The 21004-nt window shown below is 62.9% G+C and carries 17 protein-coding genes; all 17 read right to left on the bottom strand.

Annotated features, from left to right (window positions below; translation table 11 throughout):
• Positions 1-30: 30 nt before the first annotated feature.
• The 17 genes from AC07XB_RS07025 to AC07XB_RS06945 all read right to left on the bottom strand — a co-directional run bounded on the left by AC07XB_RS07025 (position 31) and on the right by AC07XB_RS06945 (position 20947).
• A complete protein-coding gene (locus tag AC07XB_RS07025) occupies positions 31-1320 on the bottom strand; it encodes an amidase (RefSeq protein ID WP_492827395.1) in 1290 nt (429 codons plus the stop codon).
• 12 nt (positions 1321-1332) lie between these two features.
• The gene (locus tag AC07XB_RS07020) at positions 1333-2058 is read right to left on the bottom strand and encodes an ABC transporter ATP-binding protein (protein ID WP_492827397.1); all 726 of its coding nucleotides are present in this window, start codon (positions 2056-2058) and stop codon (positions 1333-1335) included.
• The gene (locus AC07XB_RS07015; protein WP_492827399.1) at positions 2055-2840 is read right to left on the bottom strand and encodes an ABC transporter ATP-binding protein; all 786 of its coding nucleotides are present in this window, start codon (positions 2838-2840) and stop codon (positions 2055-2057) included. Before AC07XB_RS07015 ends, AC07XB_RS07020 begins: the two co-directional genes overlap by 4 nt.
• Positions 2837-4030: a branched-chain amino acid ABC transporter permease gene (locus AC07XB_RS07010; RefSeq protein ID WP_493688032.1), complete on the bottom strand. Its 1194-nt coding sequence runs from the start codon at positions 4028-4030 to the stop codon at positions 2837-2839. Before AC07XB_RS07010 ends, AC07XB_RS07015 begins: the two co-directional genes overlap by 4 nt.
• Positions 4031-4034: 4 nt before the next feature.
• Positions 4035-4964: a branched-chain amino acid ABC transporter permease gene (locus AC07XB_RS07005; protein ID WP_043342660.1), complete on the bottom strand. Its 930-nt coding sequence runs from the start codon at positions 4962-4964 to the stop codon at positions 4035-4037.
• Positions 4965-5099: 135 nt separating this feature from the next.
• A complete protein-coding gene (locus tag AC07XB_RS07000) occupies positions 5100-6275 on the bottom strand; it encodes a branched-chain amino acid ABC transporter substrate-binding protein (RefSeq protein ID WP_150985396.1) in 1176 nt (391 codons plus the stop codon).
• A 385-nt stretch (positions 6276-6660) separates the two neighbouring features.
• Entirely contained in the window at positions 6661-7506 is an 846-nt protein-coding gene (locus tag AC07XB_RS06995; protein ID WP_492827402.1) for a hypothetical protein, read from the bottom strand.
• Positions 7507-7692: 186 nt separating this feature from the next.
• Positions 7693-7983 carry a barstar family protein gene (locus AC07XB_RS06990; RefSeq protein ID WP_150985393.1) on the bottom strand — a complete coding sequence of 97 codons (291 nt, stop codon included), beginning with the start codon at positions 7981-7983 and terminating at the stop codon, positions 7693-7695.
• A 122-nt stretch (positions 7984-8105) separates the two neighbouring features.
• The gene (locus AC07XB_RS06985) at positions 8106-8651 is read right to left on the bottom strand and encodes a hypothetical protein (RefSeq protein ID WP_492827404.1); all 546 of its coding nucleotides are present in this window, start codon (positions 8649-8651) and stop codon (positions 8106-8108) included.
• 56 nt (positions 8652-8707) lie between these two features.
• A complete protein-coding gene (locus AC07XB_RS06980; protein ID WP_492827406.1) occupies positions 8708-9202 on the bottom strand; it encodes a hypothetical protein in 495 nt (164 codons plus the stop codon).
• 513 nt (positions 9203-9715) lie between these two features.
• The gene (locus AC07XB_RS06975; protein WP_492387150.1) at positions 9716-10174 is read right to left on the bottom strand and encodes a DUF2846 domain-containing protein; all 459 of its coding nucleotides are present in this window, start codon (positions 10172-10174) and stop codon (positions 9716-9718) included.
• Positions 10171-10581, bottom strand: coding sequence for a hypothetical protein (locus AC07XB_RS06970; RefSeq protein ID WP_492827408.1), 411 nt, complete (start codon positions 10579-10581; stop codon positions 10171-10173). Before AC07XB_RS06970 ends, AC07XB_RS06975 begins: the two co-directional genes overlap by 4 nt.
• A gap of 61 nt (positions 10582-10642) precedes the next feature.
• Positions 10643-10936, bottom strand: coding sequence for a hypothetical protein (locus tag AC07XB_RS06965; RefSeq protein ID WP_492827410.1), 294 nt, complete (start codon positions 10934-10936; stop codon positions 10643-10645).
• Between the two features lie 169 nt (positions 10937-11105).
• On the bottom strand, positions 11106-11375 hold the full coding sequence (locus AC07XB_RS06960) for a DUF8617 domain-containing protein (protein WP_492827412.1): 270 nt from the start codon (positions 11373-11375) through the stop codon (positions 11106-11108).
• 171 nt (positions 11376-11546) lie between these two features.
• On the bottom strand, positions 11547-12134 hold the full coding sequence (locus AC07XB_RS06955) for a hypothetical protein (RefSeq protein WP_492827414.1): 588 nt from the start codon (positions 12132-12134) through the stop codon (positions 11547-11549).
• A gap of 355 nt (positions 12135-12489) precedes the next feature.
• Entirely contained in the window at positions 12490-12687 is a 198-nt protein-coding gene (locus AC07XB_RS06950; RefSeq protein WP_492376626.1) for a DUF4926 domain-containing protein, read from the bottom strand.
• A gap of 427 nt (positions 12688-13114) precedes the next feature.
• Positions 13115-20947 (bottom strand): two-partner secretion domain-containing protein, encoded by a 7833-nt coding sequence (locus tag AC07XB_RS06945; RefSeq protein ID WP_492827418.1) that lies wholly within the window; start codon positions 20945-20947, stop codon positions 13115-13117.
• Positions 20948-21004 lie beyond the last annotated feature (57 nt).

Here is a 21004-nt window from a genome sequence, read left to right as displayed (position 1 = left end):
TCGGATTCAGATCGGTCATATCACCGCGCTTCAAGCCACGCAGCGCTCAAGCGCCTGCGCAGCCGCAAGCACGCGCGCATCGCCCCGGTGCGGGCCGATCAGCGTCACGCCCACCGGCATGCCGTGCGCACCCGTGCCGGTAGGCACATGGACGCAGGGATTGCCAAGCAGCGTCCACATGCGGTTGAACATCGGATCGCCCGTCGCGCCCAGGCCGGCCGGGGCCTCGCCCGGCGCGCTCGGTGCGAGGACGATGTTGACGGACTCGAACATCTGCTCGAAGGCCCTGCGTGCGGAACCGGCAAGCGCCCGCGCGGCAAAGAAGCGGCTGCCATCGATGCCGCGGCCCGCCGCCAGCAACGCGGCAAAGCCACCGCTGAAACCATCGGGCCGCGCGCGCATTTCCGGCGCGAAAGCGGCTGCGGCTTCGTACGCCATGATGTCGATCTGGGCCTGCGTCAGTTCGTCGAACTCCACCGGCAGCAGCAGGTCGCTCAACACGGCGCCACGGCCCTCGAGCAAGCGCGCGGCCGTGTCCAGCGTACGCCGGCTGTCATCACCTGCGCGCTCCCAATGCGGCGTGCGGCAAATGCCAACGCGCAACGGCATCGCCTGCCCGGTCTGCGGCGGCGTGAGCGGCAGGCGCGCCATCGCGCCGATGAAGAAGGCAGCATCGTCGACGCAGCGCGCCAGCACGCCCACAGTATCCAGGCTGGGCGAGAGCGACTTGATGCCAGCCGACGGCAGCGTGCCAAAGGTCGGCTTGTAGCCGACCACACCGCAATAGGCAGCAGGACGGATGATGGAGCCGGCAGTCTGCGTGCCGAAGGCGATCGGCACCATGCCGGCAGCCACCGCCGCCGCCGATCCGCTGGACGAGCCACCCGGTGTGCGCGGGGCATCGGCGGGGGCGCGCGGGTTGCGCGTGGGCCCCGGCTGGAAAGTAGCGAACTCCGTGGTCACGGTCTTGCCCATGACCACCGCGCCCGCGGCGCGCGCCATTGCCACGCAGGCGGCATCCATGACCGGCCGATGGCCGGCGTAGATCGGCGAGCCATAGGTGGTGGGCATGTCGGCGGTGTCCATCAGGTCCTTCACGCCGATGGGCAAGCCGTGCAACGCGCCCAAGGCAGGCCCCGCATCCAGCAACCGTGCCTGCTGCAATGCCTGCGCCCCATCGAAATGCTGCCAGGCCAGAATACCGGCCTCGGCGGCATCGATGCGCGCGATGTACGCGCGTACCAAGGCCTGCACGCTGAGCTCGCGCCGCGCCATGCGTGCCGCCAGCTCGCGCGCCGGCAGTGCCAGGAAATCATTCATGCCTGTTCTCCGTCAGCCGAAATACGCCGAGCGCACTTCGTCGTTGCTGGCCAGCGCTTCGGCCGTGCCCTGGGCCACCACGCGCCCTTGCGACAGCACGTAGCCGTAATGCGAAATGGCCAGCGTCTGCCGCGCGTTCTGCTCGACCAGCAGCACGGTGATGCCCAGTGCGTTGATCTGCTTGATGACCTTGAAGTTCTCTTTCACATACAGCGGCGACAGCCCGAGCGACGGCTCATCGATCACCAGCAGCTTCGGCTCCGCCATCAAGCCCCGGCCGATCGACACCATCGCCTGCTCACCGCCCGACATCGTCCCCGCCAGTTGCGCCGCCCGCTCCTTCAGGCGCGGAAAGATATCGTAGACCTTGGCCAGGCGATCGCGCACCCGCGCCGCGTCGGTCTCCAGGTACGCACCCAGCGCCAGGTTCTCCGCCACCGTCATGCGCGGAAAGATCTTGCGCCCCTCCGGGATGCAAGCAATGCCGGTGGCGATGATGTTGTGCGTCTTCTCGCCAGCCAGGTCCTTGCCATTCCACAAGACCTGGCCCTGGCGCGGCGGCGTGAGGCCGAGGATGGCGCGAATCAGCGTGCTCTTGCCCGCGCCATTGGCGCCGAGGATGCAGGTGATCTTGCCAGGGGCTACGTCAATGGAAACGTCATGCAGCACGTTGACCTTGTCATACCCGGTGGTGAGCCCTTCCACGCTGAGCGTGCCGGGGGAATCGAGCGTGCTCATGCGGCTTCCTCTCCAAGGTAGGCGGTCTGCACATTGGCGTCGGCGGTGATTTCCGTGTAGGTGCCCTCGGCGATCTTCTTGCCATAGTTGAGCACCACGCAGCGGTCGGTAATGCGCTCGATCACGTTCATCTCGTGCTCGATCAGCACCACCGACAAGTTCGGCAGCTTGCCGCGCACATCCAGGATGTCGCTCATCAGCGCATGCGTTTCGTCGTGCGTCATGCCGGCGGAAGGCTCATCGAGCAACAGCAGGCGCGGCTGGCTCATCAGCGCCCGGCACACCTCGATGCGGCGGCGATCGATCATGGTGAAGGTCTCCACGGGCTCGAACAACCGCGCCACCAACGGCGGGCTGAAGATATTCAGCAGCCCCTTCACCTTCTCCACATAGGCGTCGTACTCCGCGCGAAACGCCTTGCGCCGGAACAGGTTGAACACCAGCCCGTGCTGCATGTGCTGGTAGTCGCCGATGACGATGTTATCGAACACCGTGAGCGGCAAGGACAAGCGCGAGCGCTGGAACGTCCGCGCCAGGCCGCTGCGGTAGATGTCCTGCGGCGTCTTGCCGATGACGTTCTCGCCGTTGTAGGTGATGGTGCCGCTGCTCGCCTTGTACAGGCCGGTCAGCACATTGAAGAAGGTCGTCTTGCCCGAACCGTTGGGCCCCAGCAGCCCGAGGATCTCGCCCTCGCGGATTGTCATGTCCAGGCTATCCAGGGCGGTCAAGCCGCCGAAGCGCATGGTCAGCCCCTTGACTTCAATCATGGTCTTGTCACTCATCGCGAAGTCTCCCGGCCAAAGAACAAGCGCGTCTTGCGCGGCAGCAGCCCATCGGGGCGGAACAGCAGGATGGCGATCACCAGCGCCGCATAGAAGAGGAAACGGTACTCCTGGATGAACTGCAGCTTCTCAGGCAGCACCAGCACGATGATGGCCGCCGGAATCAGGCCAACCGCATTGCCCAGCCCGCCCAGGATCACGATCGACAGCATCAGCAGCGAATCCGAGAACGTGAAGTTGTTGGGCGCCACGAAGCCGGTGATCATCCCGTACATGCTGCCCGCGATGCCTGCGAAGAAATTGCCCAGCATGAAGGCCACAACCTTCCAGCGCGCGATATGCAAGCCGAAGGTGGCGGCGGCCGTCTCGTCCGTGCGCACCACGTCCATGCTCAATCCCACCCACGAGCGCTCCAGCGCCTTTACCGTCGCAAAGACACCGGCGCAGATGCCGAGGCTGATCAAGGCATAGCTCACGTAGAACGACACGTCGACACCCGCCACCGTAAAGCCATCGTTCAGCGCGTAGCCAAAGACGGTCATGCCCGGCACCTGCAGGCCTTGCGGCCCGCCCAGCACATCGTTGACCTCGATGAACGTCTTGAACAGGATGCCGAAGGCGATGGTCACCAAGGCCGCATAGTGCCCACGCGTGCGCAACACCGGCGTGATCAGCATCGAGCCGACCAGCGCCGCGATCACGCCCGAGATGACGATGATCAGCAAGTGCGGAATGCCGGTGTGCATGGCCATCACGGCAGTGGCATAGCTACCGATGCCAAAGAACGCCGCGCCCGCGAAGTTGGCCACGCCAGAGAAGCCAAACTGCAGCGTCAGGCCGAGGCATGCCGTGGTGTAAAGCAGCACGGAGCAGATCATCAGCAGCGCGAAGTGCGCATCGTAGAACGCGGCGATCAGCGCCAACGTGCCGCCCACCGCCCACAAGCGGGCCAGGCCCGGGCGGCTGACGCCGGCCTCCTCGAGCGCGCGGTTGGCGCCCAGCTTCCGGCCGGCAATGACCGCCACGATGGCAACGGCCAGCAAGATGGCCACGCTGAGCTGCGACTCCGCATGCAGGAACAACCACATGTAGACGGTCAGCGCGATGCCGGCCAGCGCCAGCACCACAGCGGGATTGCGCGTGCCTGATGTGTGACGCTTCGGGGTGTTGATGGTGCTCAAGGTGTTCATGGTGTCAGACCCGCTCACTGGATTTTTCTGCGATCAGGCCGGTCGGCTTCCAGGCCATCAGCACGATGACAACGGCAAAAGCGAAAACGTCCTTGTACGCGCTCGGGATATCCGGAATCAGCGCAGGCAATGTGGCGCTGCCAAGCACCTGCAGCGCGGCAAACAGGAAGCCGCCGAGGATGGCGCCGTAGATGTTCCCCAGCCCGCCGAGAATGGCCGCCGCAAAGCCGATCACGCCAAGCAACAGCCCCACATTGAAGTTGATCTCGTTGTAGTACAGCCCGTTCATCACGCCCGCCAGCGCGGCCATGCCCGAGCCCAGCGCGAACGTCAGCAGCACCACCGCCTCGAAGTTGATGCCCATCAGCCGCGCCGTTTCGCCATCCTGCGCCACCGCGCGGATCGCCATGCCGAAACGGGTACGCGTAATCAGCAGATGCACGCCGACGATGATGGCGATGCCGGTAGCCAGCAGGATCAGGTTATCCGCACGCAGCGACAAGCTGCCCAGCTCGATGGAAGCCGTTGGCAGCAGCGCCGGGAACGGCTTGGGGTTGGAGCCATCGGGATAGAACAGCCGCACGGATTCGCGCATCACCGTGCCCAGCATCAGCGTGGCCAGCAATGTATTGAGCGGTGCCGCCTTGCGCAGCGGCAGGATCAGGAATTTAGCAATCGCCGCGCCCAGCAGGCCGGTCACGCAGATCGCGCACAGCACCACCGCCAGCAAGCGGATCCAGGGCGACTGGATGTCGAGCATCAGCACGCCGGTGGACGCCGCAAGGCCAGCAAACGCGCCGACCATCAGCGTATCGCCATGCGAGAACTTGATCACATCCAGCACGCCGAAAAACAGCGTAAATCCCACGGCGACCATGGCATAGATCATGCCGAGCATCAAACCGTTGAATACGTATTGGCCAATCACACTCATCGAGTTCCCCCCCCATCCAGACAAGAAGCCAGACGCCACGCGCACTCGGCCACGGGCCGCCGCGCCTTGCGGTCGCGGGCCCGTGGATTCGTGGGATCGTGGAATCGCGCTTTTCTGGTTTAACGCTTCAGTGATTTACAAGCCGGCGAGCTTCTTCTTGCCCTTGCCGTAGGTGCTGTCCTCCCAGATCACCCACTTGCCATCCTCGACCACATACTTGGTCACCAGCGGCACGATGTTCTGGCGATGGTCGTCGAACGTCACCTTGCCGATGATGGTGTCGGCATCCTTGGTCGCATTGAGCGTGTCGCGCACCTTCTTGCGATCCGGCCCCACCTTCTCCACCGCATCCATGATCAGGTTGGCCGCGGCAAACGCAAACGGACCGTACGCCTCAGGCGGATCGCTGTACTTCTGCTGCGAATACTTGCCCGCGAAGAACAAGCCGCCGGGCAGCTTCTCCCACGGCGCGCCCTCGATAAAGGCCAGCGAGCCCTCGGCCTGCTCCTTGCCCGTACCCTGGATATACGCATCGGACTTGATGCCCGACGTCCCCTCGAACTGCGCCTTGATGCCCAGCTTCTCCATCTGCGTGCGGATACGCACGCCCAGCGGCGTGAGGCCGCCAAAGTAGACAACGTCCGGCTTCAGCTCGCGGATCTTGGTCAGCTCCGTCGTGAAATCCTGCTGGTCGGCCGTCACACCGAACGTACCCAGCACCGTGCCACCGTCCTTTTTCAGGAACTCGCTGAAGTACTTGTTATGGCCTTTGCCGTAATCGGTGGTGTCATGGATGATCGCCCACTTCTTGTAGCCCAGGCCCGTCATGAACTTCGCCGCAACCTCGCTCTGGTTGATCATCGTGCCGTTGACGCGATGGATCTCCTTGAAGTTATTACCGTAAGTGACATCCGGCAACACCGCGCCCCACACCACGGCCGGCATGCCAAAGCGGTTGTACACGCCAACCGTACCCATCGCCACAGCCGAACAGAAATGCGTCACCCCCGCCACGATGCTCTTGTCGGCAGCGATCTTGGTCGCCACCTGCACGCCCACGTTAGGGCGGCACTCATCATCCTGCGTGACCAGCTCATAGGTGTACTTCGACTTCGGGTCGGCATTGCGCAAGCGAACCGCCAGGTCGGCGGAGTTGCGCCCGCCCAGGCCGATGGACGACACGCCGCCAGTCAGCGGGCCCACGAAGGCAATCTTGACGACATCCTTGGCGGCAGCGGGCGCGGACATCCCGGCCAACCCGGCCGAGGCCAGCAACAAGGCAGCGGCAACTACGGTGTTCTTCTTGCGCACTCTCATCCCCTTCGACACGTGGACAAACGGTTGGTATTCAAGTAACTCGAGCAAAACTACATGTGACTTTCTTTAAATTCAAGTTACTTGAATTCTGCAACGCAACAACCGTGCCAGTGAATTTGGGGGTACCCAGGGATGGAAAGCGCCGCAATGGTGGCTGAAAACGCCCATGGCAGGCGGCAAGTATGTGCGCACGGCACGGTTCTGGTGCGCTGCCGCACCAGAAGTATGGAAAGTTGGTGAACGCGGGGATGTCGGTGCCGCGCGAAGGGGCGGCCAAGCCTGGCCGTTGCATCACGACCCACCACACGTAGACCAATCGGAACACTAAAGCTGCATTGTCGCCACAGGCGTCGCCGGCGATGGCGCCGCCGGACCACAGCTATTGCCTGGACACTGCCTTTCGCGGAATGTCGACCTGTCCGAAGGAGCGATATTCCATCACCCCGTCGCGCACAACGATCAACGCACCAATCAATGCGACGGAATCCGCAGGCATGCAGGCCGCATCGAGCACGAGGCGCGCTGCGATGGCCGCACCCGGGCGCAGCGTAAGTAGCTGCGTCGGGAGATCCGTGCCAGCGGTAATCGGCAGATCTGCAGAGCTGAGATCTCTGCAAAGCCCGGTGTGCAGGTCCTTGCCTGATAGTGCAATCTCTAATACATCGGTGCCAGGGTTGGATATGGACACACGGAGATAGCCGGGATCGTCATCATCAACGGCCTCCAGCGCACCGACAGAGATTTTGACTGGCGTCTGCAGCGCTTCAGATGGCCAGTGGCTCACAACATCGCCAGCAAGCGCTTGCGTTAATGCATCGATTTGTCGGCGCATACCCGCTTGCCACTCCAGCATCGCAGGCGTCCCACAGCCATTCGTCATGTTCAGCAGCGTCTGAATGTCTTTGCCGAGGATAGATTGCCACGCGGAACTCTTAGTCAGCTCCTCCGCATATCGTCGGGCGGAGAATCTATGGGACGGGGCAACCGCCTGATCGATGCGATCGAGTCGCCAACGCTCATCGGCCCCCCCCGGACATTCGCTTTGGATCTTTTGCAGGATAGTCCAGCTCCGCACGACCGCCATCGCGCCGTCAGGCTGGCCGGATGCCGCATTGGCACGCGGGATTCCTTGCGTGCCACCCAACATTGCGGCTACCACCAACAGATTGGCAAGGCGCTTGAATTGCCCCGTCGTCGAAGGCAGGAAATGATCCGTCCAGTACATAAATGCACAATCTCCAGTCGCAATTTGATATGCCGGCCGATTGGCGAGCCAAATGCCGGAGGGCCGGAATAGCTGCCAGGCCCCTGGCCGTTTAGGCGAAGGTCCGGTTGGATCGCCGCGCCGAACATGGAGGCCGAGCGTAAGAAGTACATGTAACAAAATTGAGATGATCAGTATTTTCTCGCCCTAAAAATCGATCTTATAAGTAAATTTTTCAACCCAACCGAATCCCTCATCCTGCATTTTCACTCTCTCCAGGATGTTTAAAATATCAAAATACGATTTACCCATGATTTTTTTTGAGACACCTGCATTCACCCATCTTAAAAAAATGGGTCTCCCCACACCTGAACTAAGCAGGTCCCATAACGCGTCCGTATTGAAGCCGTAGGATGACTCAACCCCAAGGATGGAAGCTAGTTCTCGATGAAAATCCACCTCGCTTCTCACCACCTCGCCATTTATCTGAATATTCATTGCGCACCTTACAGCCATCCCCCGCCGCCACGGCGGCTCCACGCCGAGCCGTGCGGCCCTAGATCCAGGGAAAATCGCTCCCTCTCACACACAGGATTGCCCGTCCGGTCACGTCGTGGTGTTCACTTGCCCGGCGCTTCACAAGTCTTCAGAAACCTGGCGTCTACCGGACGCTTAAGAGCAACGCCATCAGGCCCGCCTGCCTCTACCTTGGAAACGGTCAATTGGCACGCGCTGCCCGTCCAGTGAAGCACCGCCTCATAGTCTGCCCCGGACTCCGGGCTCCACAATGCGGCGACACGACATTGATATGAATTTTGAACGTCGGCGCCTATGACAAATGCATCGAGCAGGAAAGGCCTGCCTGCATGAATGTAGGCTTCCGAGAAACGCTGGCTAGCCTGGGCGTCATTGCCGGGAATCCCAAGGCTGGCGTTGTAATGAGCCAATGGGTTGTCAAACAGAGCGATACGCTGCTCGCCAAGCTCCACGCCCTGCTTGATACAGTCTCCCGCCGGCATGTTGGAAAAAGTGTGGAAGCTTGTGCTTGCCGACGGCCCCGTCTTCACCATCCGTATCCTGGCACGGTCGCCCGACGTGGGCTCCGGATATCTCGTTACGCAGGCGGTCAGGACGAGTGCGCAAGCGCTCAAAATCAAGGTTCTCATGATTCCTGGCATGGAGGTTGGCTTTCACTCATATCAATGTTGCTCATTTCGCGAAGTTAGCGCTCGGCCACCGCCCGGGGCCGCAGCATGAACGGCACGCGGTTTTCCGGGCCTGCGCCAGGCTTGAGCTCATAAGCGAGCAGTCCGCATCGTCCATTGCCGCCAATCGACGTCCCTTGCAGCAGAACGACGAGCTCGTAATCGTGCCCTGCTTCAGGTGTCATCACTGCCGCCGCGCGACACACAAGACTGCCGTCAAGCGTGGCCGTAAACATTAGCGAGAGCGGCTGTCCCGCGCTCACGTAGCGCTCGAGCACGGGCATGTTGGTATCCTGATCTGTCGAGGCCGGCATGCCGATGCGCTCGCTTTCTTTCGGGGTCTTGCCGATCCCTGCCCATCCCTTCGAAAAGACGGCAAGCAACTGCCGCTTGGGTTCGTTGTCCTGCTCGACGGTCCCAAGAATGATGGCGGGATACGCGTACATATCCATCGCTTTGATGCGCAGGCGTGCCTGCGTGTCAGGGGCGCCTTTTGGCGCGTATTCGGGCATTACGGCACATCCGGTGAGCAAAAGCGGTAGCGCTATCAGCGCACCCAGCAATGACCGGTGGGGCAAGAAAGACGTCATGGGAGAACTTTGAACAATTGGGAATTTGCCGACCCGATTCCCGAACCGATCTGGTTGGGGCATGACTGCCATGCCGACCACGGCGTCATATCGGTATGAATGATGGGTTTCTTTATAAGGATCAATGCAAGGGACCCACCCAGGTGGGTCCCGGTGGAACGTATTTCTCTCCACCGCGCGAGAGTGCCCGCAGATCGGTGTGGGTTCAACCGGTTGAACCCACAGCCACTAGCGGCGCAAAAAGCAGTGCTTCGACCAGATGGCGCCAAGAAAAATAACCCGCGTTACACGTGTGCAAATGACGCGACGCACCGCTCCGGTTGAAGGCCACTTGCCAAACGGCAGCCGTGGCCAAGGCCGGGGAATAGCTGCCGGGCACCCGTCTTAGCTACCCGAGTCGCGATGGCGTGACGCCACTCAGTCTGGCCCGCTTACTCACTTTGCCGACGCCTTCACCACGTCCCCGGTATAGCTCAAGGACGACAGTTCCTCTTTGGCCTTGTCGGGCGTTTCCAGCTCCAGCACCACGCGGCCAACCATCAGGCCCATTGACGGCGAACTGCGCACGTACTTCGTTTCCCCACCATCCAGGGCGAAGCTGAGCGTCTTCTCCGTTTCCGTCGCCGCCGAGGCCACATATTTGCCAGCAGGCCGGTCCACGAAGAAGAAGCCGCCCGGCTTGGATTCCCCCACAACCTGGCCGTTTAGGCGAAGGTCCGGTTGGATCGCGGCGCCGAACATGGAGGCCGAGCGCAGGAAGTAGATACGCCCCTCGCCCGGCTTGATCGTCGGGATCGAGGCCGCCATATCGGAATGCTTCACACCCGATGCGCAACCCGCCATCAGCAACGACATCGCCATCCCACCCATTGCCATACGTACAACTCGTTTCATTCGGTTTCTCCAAAGGTCAGAGGTACTGCGGTTGAAAGCGGGGAGTAGTTCTGCTCCCCCGGCAAATAGAAGCCCACCAGCTTTTTGTCTTTGAGGACAAGGTAGGCTTCGTGGACTTGACGGCCCTCGATCGTGAAGATCGTTCCGACCGGCCGGTAGACGGCCCCTTGCGGCACGCGTCCCACCAGCTTCCATACGGATTTGGCGGCCAATGTTCGTGAGTACCCCGTATCGAGCTGGATCACTGCTGGTGCCTGGATCGTGATGGATCGCGCGGCAGTCCCATCCTGTGCAAGTTCGACGGATGACGGTGTTGTTGCGATCATCGGGGCGCAACCGGACAAGGCCACGCCGCAGGCAAATAGCACCCAGAGGCGGCGCAGACGAGTCAGAGCTAAGGTGTTCATAGGAGCGTATGTTTGGATTTAGTTTCTGAAAGCCAAGCCTCGATTCGGAAAGCCGCGCATTCTAAATTATCTCGTCCACTCTTCCATGGCCGATCAATCTGGCATTCTCGCGAACCTCGAATTCGTCTCCGACGTTTATTTTTTCTGAGAAGAACTGCCAGCTTGCAAAGGTGATTTTTGTCTTGAGTTTTTCACCCGGAAAGTGGAAATCATTGTCTTCATAGGAATGTATTCCACTTGCCAGGTAGTCAACGGCCGCGAACTTGTGATGTGGAGCGTACCCGTTGCGCACGCCCGCCGTCTTTGGCCATTCCACATCCTCCGAGATCACGAAGGTTGCCAGGATGTGATGCATCAATTTCCCTCAAAAGGCATGCTCAACATCTTTGAGCAAAGAATTGAACGGATCTCTTTTTTTACCTTCTCCTCCACCGAAAGGATGCCACTCTTGAGTGTGTGGATTCCCGGGAGACCAACGTTGGAAGTTTCCGCCAACGCCACTCACGACTTCGTCACTTCAGAAACTACGAACCCGCCCTCGACTCCCTCGGGTACGTGTCAAACACGTTTTTGCCCGTCTCCAAATACAGCCTGTCACATACAGGACATCGGTAGACGGTGATACTTACGTCATCAATCATGTCGTAAAACACCTCCCCACTTGGCCCTGCCCCGTTATCGATCCTGTCTGCTATCTCACCCACGCGTGCCATCGGTACCAGCCGCCATTCACATTCCGGCCAAACGCCTGATAGATTCAACACCGCTCCACATGTGCAAGCAAATTTCGGCATTCTTATCCTCCAGAGGCCGATCGGTCAGCCGTCGCTCAATACTCATGCTCGCCACACGAACCTAGATGGCTAGGCGTTACGGCTGTCCATCTTTTACCTGTGACCGCTCTGTTCTGGTATGCAGCATCCAGTTCAACCCTGACCGCGATTTTCCTATCCTGCCATATCGCGTTATCGCCCGTAGTTTTTCACTAACCCCTGACGCCACGCTGGCACCAGTTGATCGAAAGGAAAGACCGGAGAACACCCGCCATCAATTAACTCGTCTATCGGCTTAGCCCACAGTCGCTTCAGAGGTTTCTCGAATCTCCCGATACCGTCAATTCCACGCAACCCAATAATCGCTACATCGTTGCTTTTCTCGCAATAGATGCACCACTCGCCAACATCAGATGCACAAGCATACCTATCAACCCTGTAAAGCCAACCACTCGCAGGACCGCCGTCGCGTAACTTGTCGTCGTACGCGACTCCACTGATCATCTCGTCCAAGAAGATCGCCGCAATGTAGTCAAACTCGAACCTCTCGGTCTTGTCAAGGTTGAGTAGGCACGCGATATTAGCCCGTTCGACACTCAGGAGTTCACGCACAATTTCCGGGAAGTCTGACGCGAAAACGTGGTCGGACTGGAAGAATAGAAAATCGCTCCAGGGTCCAAAATGAACACGGTCGGGTAGCATCCTATCGAAATCCAGTGCCTTCACGACGTTATCAAACGCCTGCTGCCGATAAACAGCATCCCCTTCGCCCAGACTCATACGTCCCTCGTCAATAGTGTCGCCAAACATCGGTTACTGCCCTTTGAGCGAGAACTTGCTCGATGCCCCACCCGGTCCGAAGTACTGAGCCCCCACGCACGCACTCCGAAGCTGCTGCCATCGAAGGTGATGCGGTTGGTCAGCCCGGCGGTGATTGCACCAATTGCATGGCGGTCGCCAGCTTCCCGAAGTTCAGCCCCTGTCCCGAAGCGAGCTGGGTGAAAGCGCTACCGGCCACGCCCATGTGACATACTGGTGCCGTGACGGGTAGGGGCTGCCGTATGAATGCTCCGATAGCTCGCTATGCAAGTTCTTCACAGAACTCTCTGTAAGGTTCAATGAGCGTCATCTTCATCTAATGCTCAGCCAGTTCCAGATCGCTGCCCGCGAGGACCGCCTGAACCCTCGTCGTCCCATCGGGATTGGAGAACTCGACTTCGTAGTTGCCATTGCAATAGTCTTCGATAACGTATCCGATGTCCCCACATCTGAGACCCTCGTATGAGCCCTCTCGACCAAGATAGCGGACGCGGTTGTGAAGCGGAATTTTCATTAACATCCCTTCGCGAAACCCGAGAAAGGTATATGCAACTTCAAAGAGCCGTCAGCCTGGATCATCCATCCTGAGCGAAGGTGACCAGTTTGACCGATGGCAGCACCTTTTCCGGGACTAGTACTCGTACCGCGCTATGGTGTGTCATACACCAAGCGGAAGAACTTGCGCCATCCATATCGCGATATGAGGTATAGATGAAGCAAGAGGAAACCTGCCAACAGAAACAGCTCTCCACTCACCAGATAGTTTAGGTAAAACGAATGCCACCCGTCACCTCGAAAAGTACGAAATAACGACGCAGCAAGCCAACAGATCGGGTAAAAAACCGACATCCCAAGAAAGCGTCGCACGTAGGGTGTAGCGTCCCCCCCATCGTGCCGGTATATGGCACACAGTATCCTGACCATCTTCTCGTGTTGCATTGCTATTTCCCATCGTTTCTTGGCGCCTCCGGCAAACGCACCACACCGCCAGTTGCCGGGAGTAGGCCTGTGCCAAAATCACGAAACGTACTCGGTACGATGCTCTGAATTGGAGTTGCTACGAGACGGCCTCCAGGAGCTTGAAGGAGGACTCCGAGCGCCGGATCATACTGCCGCGTGAAGTTCATTGCACGGCTCAGGAACAAGCCGCCGCCGTCAGCTAGGCCCTTGGATCCCGCCCCAAAGGTCATTCCCACCACCATGGCGGCCAATGCTGAGTCGTGGGCACCTGTCTGACTATTGTTGTAGGCGGTCGCAGCGGCGTTCGAACTACCTCCGATCAACGCGGTGCCCGCGTAGCCAGAGAAAATGCCGCCAAATGGGGCAGTCGCTCCGCCAAGCACTGCGGTATTCGCAATTCGCTCATAGTTTACCGAGCCGTCCCCAAACAGAACCTGATTAACATATTCCCCAAGACCCGCGCTTACACCAGCAGTAAGTCCGGCACCCGGATTGACAAGGCCCAATCGAATCAACGCCGCCGCCGAAATGGGATCTGCCGTCGGCACCACAGCTCCGCTACCCGCTCCAGGCAGCTTGGCCGCGACCCCCGAAAGCTCCTGCGCACTTGGCTGATAGGCTGCCAGACAATCAACCACCCCACCACCACAATCTTTCACGTCTCCCTTCGCGATCTTGTTCAAAAGCGACACCGCCGATTGTGCGGTTTGGCATGCAACTGCGCTTCCGTTCGCGCAAGCGTCTGCCAACGCATTCAATTGCTTGCGTGAAGTCGCGTCCAGCGACAATAGCTGATCCCGCAGAGCACACTGGGACGCGTCACCTGCGGCGCATTGCGCCTTGGCTCGCTCTAGCGCGCCGGCTTGCTTTGGCGACAGGTAGTTGTTTGCGGCCTCGTTCTGGGCAGCACCTGCCGCCGATATGCCATTCTGCCCAAGCGCGTTGGCAAGGGCACCGCCGGCCAACATCGAAGCACCGATCACGACAACCTGATTCAACATATTGGACCGGTCAGCGTTCGTCTCGATTCCCAGCGCCCCGCCAACCAGCGGCGACATGACCGCACCGGTAGCCCCACCAATGGCGCCGGCCGCGCAATCGCCGCTTCCGGCCACGCCCGCGACGCATCCAAGCGCCGCATGGCTGGCGATGTTCTCAAAGGAACCTGGATCGGTGTTGGCGCCAATGCTGTTGGCACCCAGTGCTGCTCCCTGCGCCACCAGACTGCCCTTGAGCGCATTCCCAAAGCTGCCCCCGTTGAACACAGTGCTGACCCCGGCATTGATCAAGCCCGTGCCAACGAAGCCCACGGCCTGCTGTGCCAGCGTGCCGGTCGCGCCGTTCTGGGCCGCCTGCACCACGCCACCGACGTTGTTCGTGCCCGCCAGGTTTGCCAGGGTATTCGTTCCCTCCAGGGGCTTCCCCCATTCACTCACCCCGAAGCTGCTGCCGTCAAAGGTGATGCCCTTGGTCAAGCCCGCCGTGATCGCGCCAATCGCACCGGCCGTCGCCAGCTTCCCGAAGTTCAACCCTTGGCCGGAAACGAGTTGGGTGAAAGCGCTACTGGCCATGCTGGAGAGGGCGGCCACGATCATCGCCTGCGCCAGCGTCATCTGTGCCAAGGCCACGCCCATGACCGCCGCAGCAGCGCCCGCAGTCACGATCGAGATGGCAACCGCCGCCACCATCATCACAATCTGGCCAAGCGGTCCGAACCCCTTCTTCTCCTTGATGAACCGCGTATGAATATCGTCAGCGACCGTGCCCTCGGTGTAGTTCAACCCCAGGTTGGCCTTCAGCTGACTCACCAGCGCCACGGTTGCGGCCTCGTCGACCGTGCCGTCGGCGTTGCGGATCAGGAACGCGTTGTTGACCGCGTGGATGCTGTCGGCCTCGATGTTCATGCGCATGGCGCTCATGAACCCGCCGGGCTGCACCACCGTGCCGGTGATCACGTTCCAGCCGCCCTGGGCCTTGTAGGCCGAGGTGCCGATGTCCACCACGTTGGGGCCGGCGTCGATGCTGCCGGCTTTCACGTTGAGCGTGTCGGCTGCCGTGATGGCGCCGCTGTTGCGCAGTTGGCCGGCGATGTCCAGGCTTACCTTGTCGCCGGCGATGGTGCCGCCGGTGGGCTTGGTCAGCGCCTGTGCGTAGCCCTCGGGCAGGTACACCTGCGGCACCAGCGCGTTCACCGTGGGGCACGCGGTGCTGGCGACCGTGTTGCAGTTCGGGTCGGGTACGGCTTGCTGCACGTACCAGAGCAGGGGCTTGTCGAGCTCGTTGACCTGCGTCTGCGTCAGCGCCGTGCCCAGCGCGATGTTGTGCGCCTTGGCGTAGTCCGCCGCGTTCTTGTAGAGGCTGAGCTTTTCCTGGTCGGTGACCGAGAGCTGGTTCTGGCTGTCCCAGGCCAGGCCACTCACGAAGCTGGCTTGGCCGGTCTGTTGCAGCGCGGCTTGCTGGAGCCGTTGTCCTTCGGTGTAGGGGTCGTAGTAGAAGCTGACCTTGCCCGGGCGCAGTTCGGCGGGCAGCTGCGCCAGCAGGCTGTCGGGCGTGACGCCGGCCAGCACGGCGGTGGCCGGGCTGTTGTTCAGGTACTGCGCGCGGTCTGTGGTGCCGCTGGGTGCGGTGACCGGGTTGCCGGCGAGGTTGGCGTTGAAGTGCCAGTCGATGGTCGGGCTGCTGCCGGTGGTGGGCGCTGCCGGCGTGGCCACGATGACCGGGTTGAACTGCCAGGGGGTGGTCGGGTTGTTCACCGGCGTGGCGGCCGGTACCGCGCCGCCGGGTGCCGCCACGGGGCCCAGCGGGATGACTTGCTGCGCGCCGGTTGCGGGCGGCGTGGGTTGCGTGGGGCTGGTGTAGCCGTTTACCAGCGCGGCGCCGGTGACGTCGACCTGGCTGCCCATCAGGTTGCCGGTGTTGAGCACCTGGCCGCCGGCCGTCACCGACAGCGCGTTGCTGGCCTGGATGCCGGAATCCAAGCTGCCGAGCGTGGCGCGCCCGCCGGTGTCGTGCCAGCGGTCGCCGCCGCTGTGGTCTTCCTGCCAGCGCCCGACCCAGTCGGCGTTGAGCGGGATGCTGTTGTTGTCGATGCTGCCGGCCATGCCGACCGTGACGTTGCGCCCGCCGGTGATGAGCGCGCCCTTGTTGGTCAGGTTCGTGCCCGACAGCTGGACGTCGCGCGCGGCGGAGATGACGCCGGCCGGGCCGGCGGCGGCGTCCTCATTCGCCGCGCACTGGCTGTTGCCGTAGGTGCCACCGGGATTGCAGCCGCCGGCGTAAGGCGGGTTCTGGCCGCCGTAGCTCTTGTACAGCCGCGCGGTATCCATGGTGGTGTTGACCAGCGTCGGCGCGGTGATCGATACATCGCCGGTCAGTGACTGAATGGCGCCGGACCGGTTGGTCACGCTACTGGTGGCGTTCAGGGTGATATCGCCCTGTGCGGCCAGCGTTGCGTTCAGGTTCTGGATGTTGGCCGCGCTGATCGTCAGCGTCTGGCCAGCGGCCGCCGTGCTGGGCGTCTGCTGCCAGGCAAGGGAATCCACGCGGGGATTGCTGTCGTCAGGGCAGTCCGGCGCGCCCGCCACGCAGCCGGGCGTTGTGGTGATCTTGCTGTCGTAGACGCCCTTGTTGGTGAACGTGCCCGGCGTCTTGATGGCGACCTTGCCCGCCGCGGCCAGGTCGCCGGCATTGGTCAGGTCGCCGGTGCCGGTGAGATTCAGGTTGCCGCCGGCGGTGATCTGGCCGGCTTTGCCGAGCTGGTAGCTGGTAGTGACCTGGCTGGGCGCGGCCGCAGCCGCGCCAGTGGCAGTCTTGCCTTGCGCGACCGGCGACCATGGCGGCGGCGCGAAGCAGCTGTCGCAGGCACTCATGCTCGGCGGCACGCCGTAGACCAGCGGCCCCGGTCCGTGGACGTCGGTATTGCCCGTTGTGAGTGCCGCGAGCTGCGCCATGAAGGCCGAGAGCTCGCCCTGGTTCACCGCATCCCCGGTACTGTTGACCAGCGTTGCAGAACGGCTGTTGTCCAGGCTGCCAACGTTGAGCGTTACGTTCCTGCCCGCCGAAATAATGCCGCCCTTGTTCGAGAGCGAGGCCGTGCCGATGTCGAGGTTCCCGCCGCTGATGATCTGGCCGGCGGTCCCGTCGGCCTGGCGCACCACCGTATGGTCGACGGTGGGTACGCCAATATTGAGGGTGCTTTCGGGCGTCAGCAGGAAGGGCGGCACCCTAGCCGCACCCGGGGCGGCCGGGATCAGGTGCCACAGGTCTTGTCCGTACTGCTGGTCCCCGTTCGAGGGAATGATCTCCGCACCGCGAACCAGCAGTACGGAACCATCGGGATTGCGCCTGACGTCGGCCAGCGTGATGTTGGATATTGCGCCTGGTGCATAGGCAGGGCAGCTGTCGCAGGATCCCCCTGGCAACCACGGCGAATAGCTGCCGAGGATGGTCGCGTTGAGCAGACTGTCGTTGACCACCTTGGTGAAGGAGCTGCCCGCATCCACCGGCGCGGTGCGGTCATTGATGACCGCGCCCGCGGCGATATGCAAGTTGCCGTTGGCGCCGATCACGCTGCCGATGTTGTTGAGCGTGCCGGAGATATCGACCTTGATGTCGCCGCCGGCCTGGGTGGTGCCGCCACGGTTGTCGTAGTTGCCGCCGGTGACGGTCAGGTTGCCCAGGGCCTCGGCGGTGCCCTGGTTGGCCACGTTGCCGCCCAGCGCCAGATTGCCGTTGGCGTGCAGGGTGCCGGTGTTCGTCAAGGCGCCAGCGGACAGCGAGAGATGGCTGCCGCTGACGATCTGCCCGGCATTGGTGAGCGTGCCGCCGGTGGCCAGGGTCAGGTCGCCGGATTTCTGGATCGTGCCGGTGTTGGTGATGCCCTGGCTGGCATTGAGCACCACGTTGCCGCCCGGCACGTTCCACGTGCCGGTGTTGTTGATGGCCAGCGCGGCGAGGGTCAGGGTGGCGTTGGCGTTCAGCGTGCCGGCGGTGGCCGCCGAGGGGTCGAACACCTGGTTCGGCGTATTCACGGTCAGGTTGTTGCCCGCCAGGATCTGGCCCGCCGCATTGTTGAAGCTCCCGCTGCCGCCCGTGATGCTCAGCGTCAGGTCGCCTGTCGTGGGCGCGTGTCCGGTGAGGTCGCCGGCGAAGAGGGTGCCGCCCTGGTTGCTGGCGAGCGCGCCGCTGGTGACGGCGAGATGCTTGGCGCCCGCGATCAGGCCCTGGGCGTTGTCCAGGGCGTTCGCCACCGTGACGTTGACGGTCTGGCCGCCAACGGTGCCGCGGTTGATCAGGGTGGAGGCCGTCAGGCTGACCTGATTGCCGGCGAGCGTCCCGGCGTTGCTCACCGCACCGCCGTTGACCGTGAGCTGCTGCGTGGCGATCGTCGCCCCACTGTTGGCGATGGACTGGCCGCCCAGCGTCATGTTGGCGGCCGTGGTGTCGCCGGTCAGGCCGAGGCTGCGCGTGGCCGATGCGTCGAGCGTGCCGGTGACGGCATTGCCCCCGGTTGTGCCGGAACCCGCCGCCGAGCCGACCTGGATATCGGTGCCGCGCAACGTCGCGTTGCCGCCCACCCAGGTGAGCTGACCCGCCTTGAGCGTCTGCCCGGCCGTGGCCGCCAGATCGCGGCCGGTCAGCACGCTGCCGCCCAGGGTGAGGTTCTGTCCCGCATTCACGGTGGCGCTGCCCACACTGGAGAGTGTGCCGCTCACCGTGGCCGATCCCGCCGCAGCCTGGATCGTGGCGTTGCCGCCGCTGGCCACGCTGCCGGCCACGTTGGCGTTCTGCCCCGCCGCGATAGCGGCGTCGCCATCGCTGGTCAGCGCGCCGTTGATCGCGGCGCTGCCGGCGGTGGCGGTAATGGTGGCCTTGCCCGCGCTCTGGGCCTGGCCGCCCACCGTGACGTTCTGCGCGGCGCTGAGGGAGAGGCTGGCATTGCTGCCGATCTGCCCGCTGGTGGTGATGCTCCCGCTGCGGGCGGTGACGCCAACCGGGCCGGTGGCGAGCACCTGGCCGCCAAGATTGGCATCGGTGCCCGCGGTGACGGCAAGCGTGCCGGGCGACACGACGTTGCCGGCGGTGGTGACGTTGCCGGTGACGCCGGTGAGCGACACATTGCCGCCGGTGCTGCCCGCCATGCCGTTGATGGTGAGATGGCGTTGGGTGGACAGGTCCAGATCGGAAGCGGAGACCGCGCTGCCGTCGATGGTGGTGTCGCGCGCCGCGTTGAGCTGGATCGTGCCCGGCGCGCTGACATCGCCGCGCAAATGGATATCGCCCCGGCCATCGTTGCCCGCCGCCGAGATGGCGATCTGCGATCCACGGACCGCGCCGCCCACATCCACGCTGCCGCCGGCGGCCAGGGTCACGGCGTTCTGCGCCTGGATGCCACCGGCACCGTTGATCGAGCCACCCGCCGACACAGCCACGGCCTTGCCCGCGTTCAGCGTGCCACCCAGTGTGGCGTCCTGCCCGGCGTTGAGGGTGTATCCGGCCTCGCTGTGGCCATTGCCCGACGCCACCACGGCGCCGGCGGCATTGAGCGCGACCGCCTGCTTGGCGTAGGTGCTGCCAACCTTCAGGTTGCCGGCGGAGTCCAGCGTCAGGTTGCTGGCCGACGCCGCGAGATTGCCATCGGCGCGCACGCCCAGGCCCGCGGCGGTGCTCACGATATGGATCTGCCCGGCGGTCATGGCACCGAACGCGGTGGCGTCGATCGCCAGGCCGCTGGCGGCACTGGTGTTGCTGGCCGCGTTGTTCGCGCCCGTGGCCGTGGTGGCAAAGGCGCCGCCGGATGGTGCAGCGGTGGGCGTAGCGGTGGACGCAGCGGCGGGCGTGACCAACTGGCGCCCGGCCACCAGGTTGATCTGGTTGCCGGCGTAGAGCGCCGCATCGACACCGATCGACTCGGCGATCAGGTTGATATTGCCAACCGTGCCCTCGATGCCCACGCCGTTGGGGTTCCCCGGCGACGGGTTGGCGATCTGTACGCGCCCGCCCTGCACGAGGAAGCCGGCGGCCGTGGCGGCATCGAAGCTGGTGGCTGCCCCGGTGCCCGACAGGAACTGCGGCACGCCGGTGGTGAGCGTCACCTGGGTGGTGTTGGTAAAGCTCGCACCACGGGTATAGACCCCGCCGGGCGCGGCGATCACAACCCCGGCCGGGGCGCCGAACACTTCGATGGTGCCGTTGACCTGGGCGGGCGTCTGGCTGGTGACCTGGTTGATGATCAGGCCAGCCGGCCCAGAGGTGGCCAGGTTGCCGTTGGCGCCAACCTGGCCGCCGAGGAACGTGCCGCCGCCGGTGGTGCTGTTATTGAGGATCAGGCCGATCGGATCGACTATGAATGCGCGGTACTGGTTGAGCGAGATACCCGCCGCGTTGGGCGTGGTGATGCCCACCACGGGCACGCCGCCTGCCGGCGCACCCGGTCCGCTGGTGGTGCCAATCGACGGGGTGAAACGCACCGGCGCGTTCGGGTCGGTGACCGGCGCGGCATGGGCCGCCGCAGGACCAAAGCTGACCGTCACCGGCAGGTGCGTGACCGCCCAGCGCATCAGGCTTTGCCGCGCGGCGCCGGACTGTATCGCAAGACTGGCCGGATCCGAGGCGCCCGCCGCCAACGCCCCTGCCGCCTGCCGGGCTTGCTGCAAGGACATCTGCAGCGGCGCAATCCAGGTCGTGATGGCCACCACGCCAGCCAGCGCCCGCACCCACCAGCGGCGACGGCCACGCTCGGCCATGGAGAGGCCGGGCGATGGATCGGGTTGTGCGTTGTCCTGAGGCAGAGCGGCTTGCTTCACGCGGTACATGGTGCTTCCTGGCAGTGCGTCGAACTGGATGTCTTGGGGCGGGTCGCGTAGGAGGGC

The organism is Cupriavidus sp. GW821-FHT02F09, from assembly GCF_059421605.1.
This window is presented reverse-complemented; position numbering and strand designations above follow the sequence as displayed.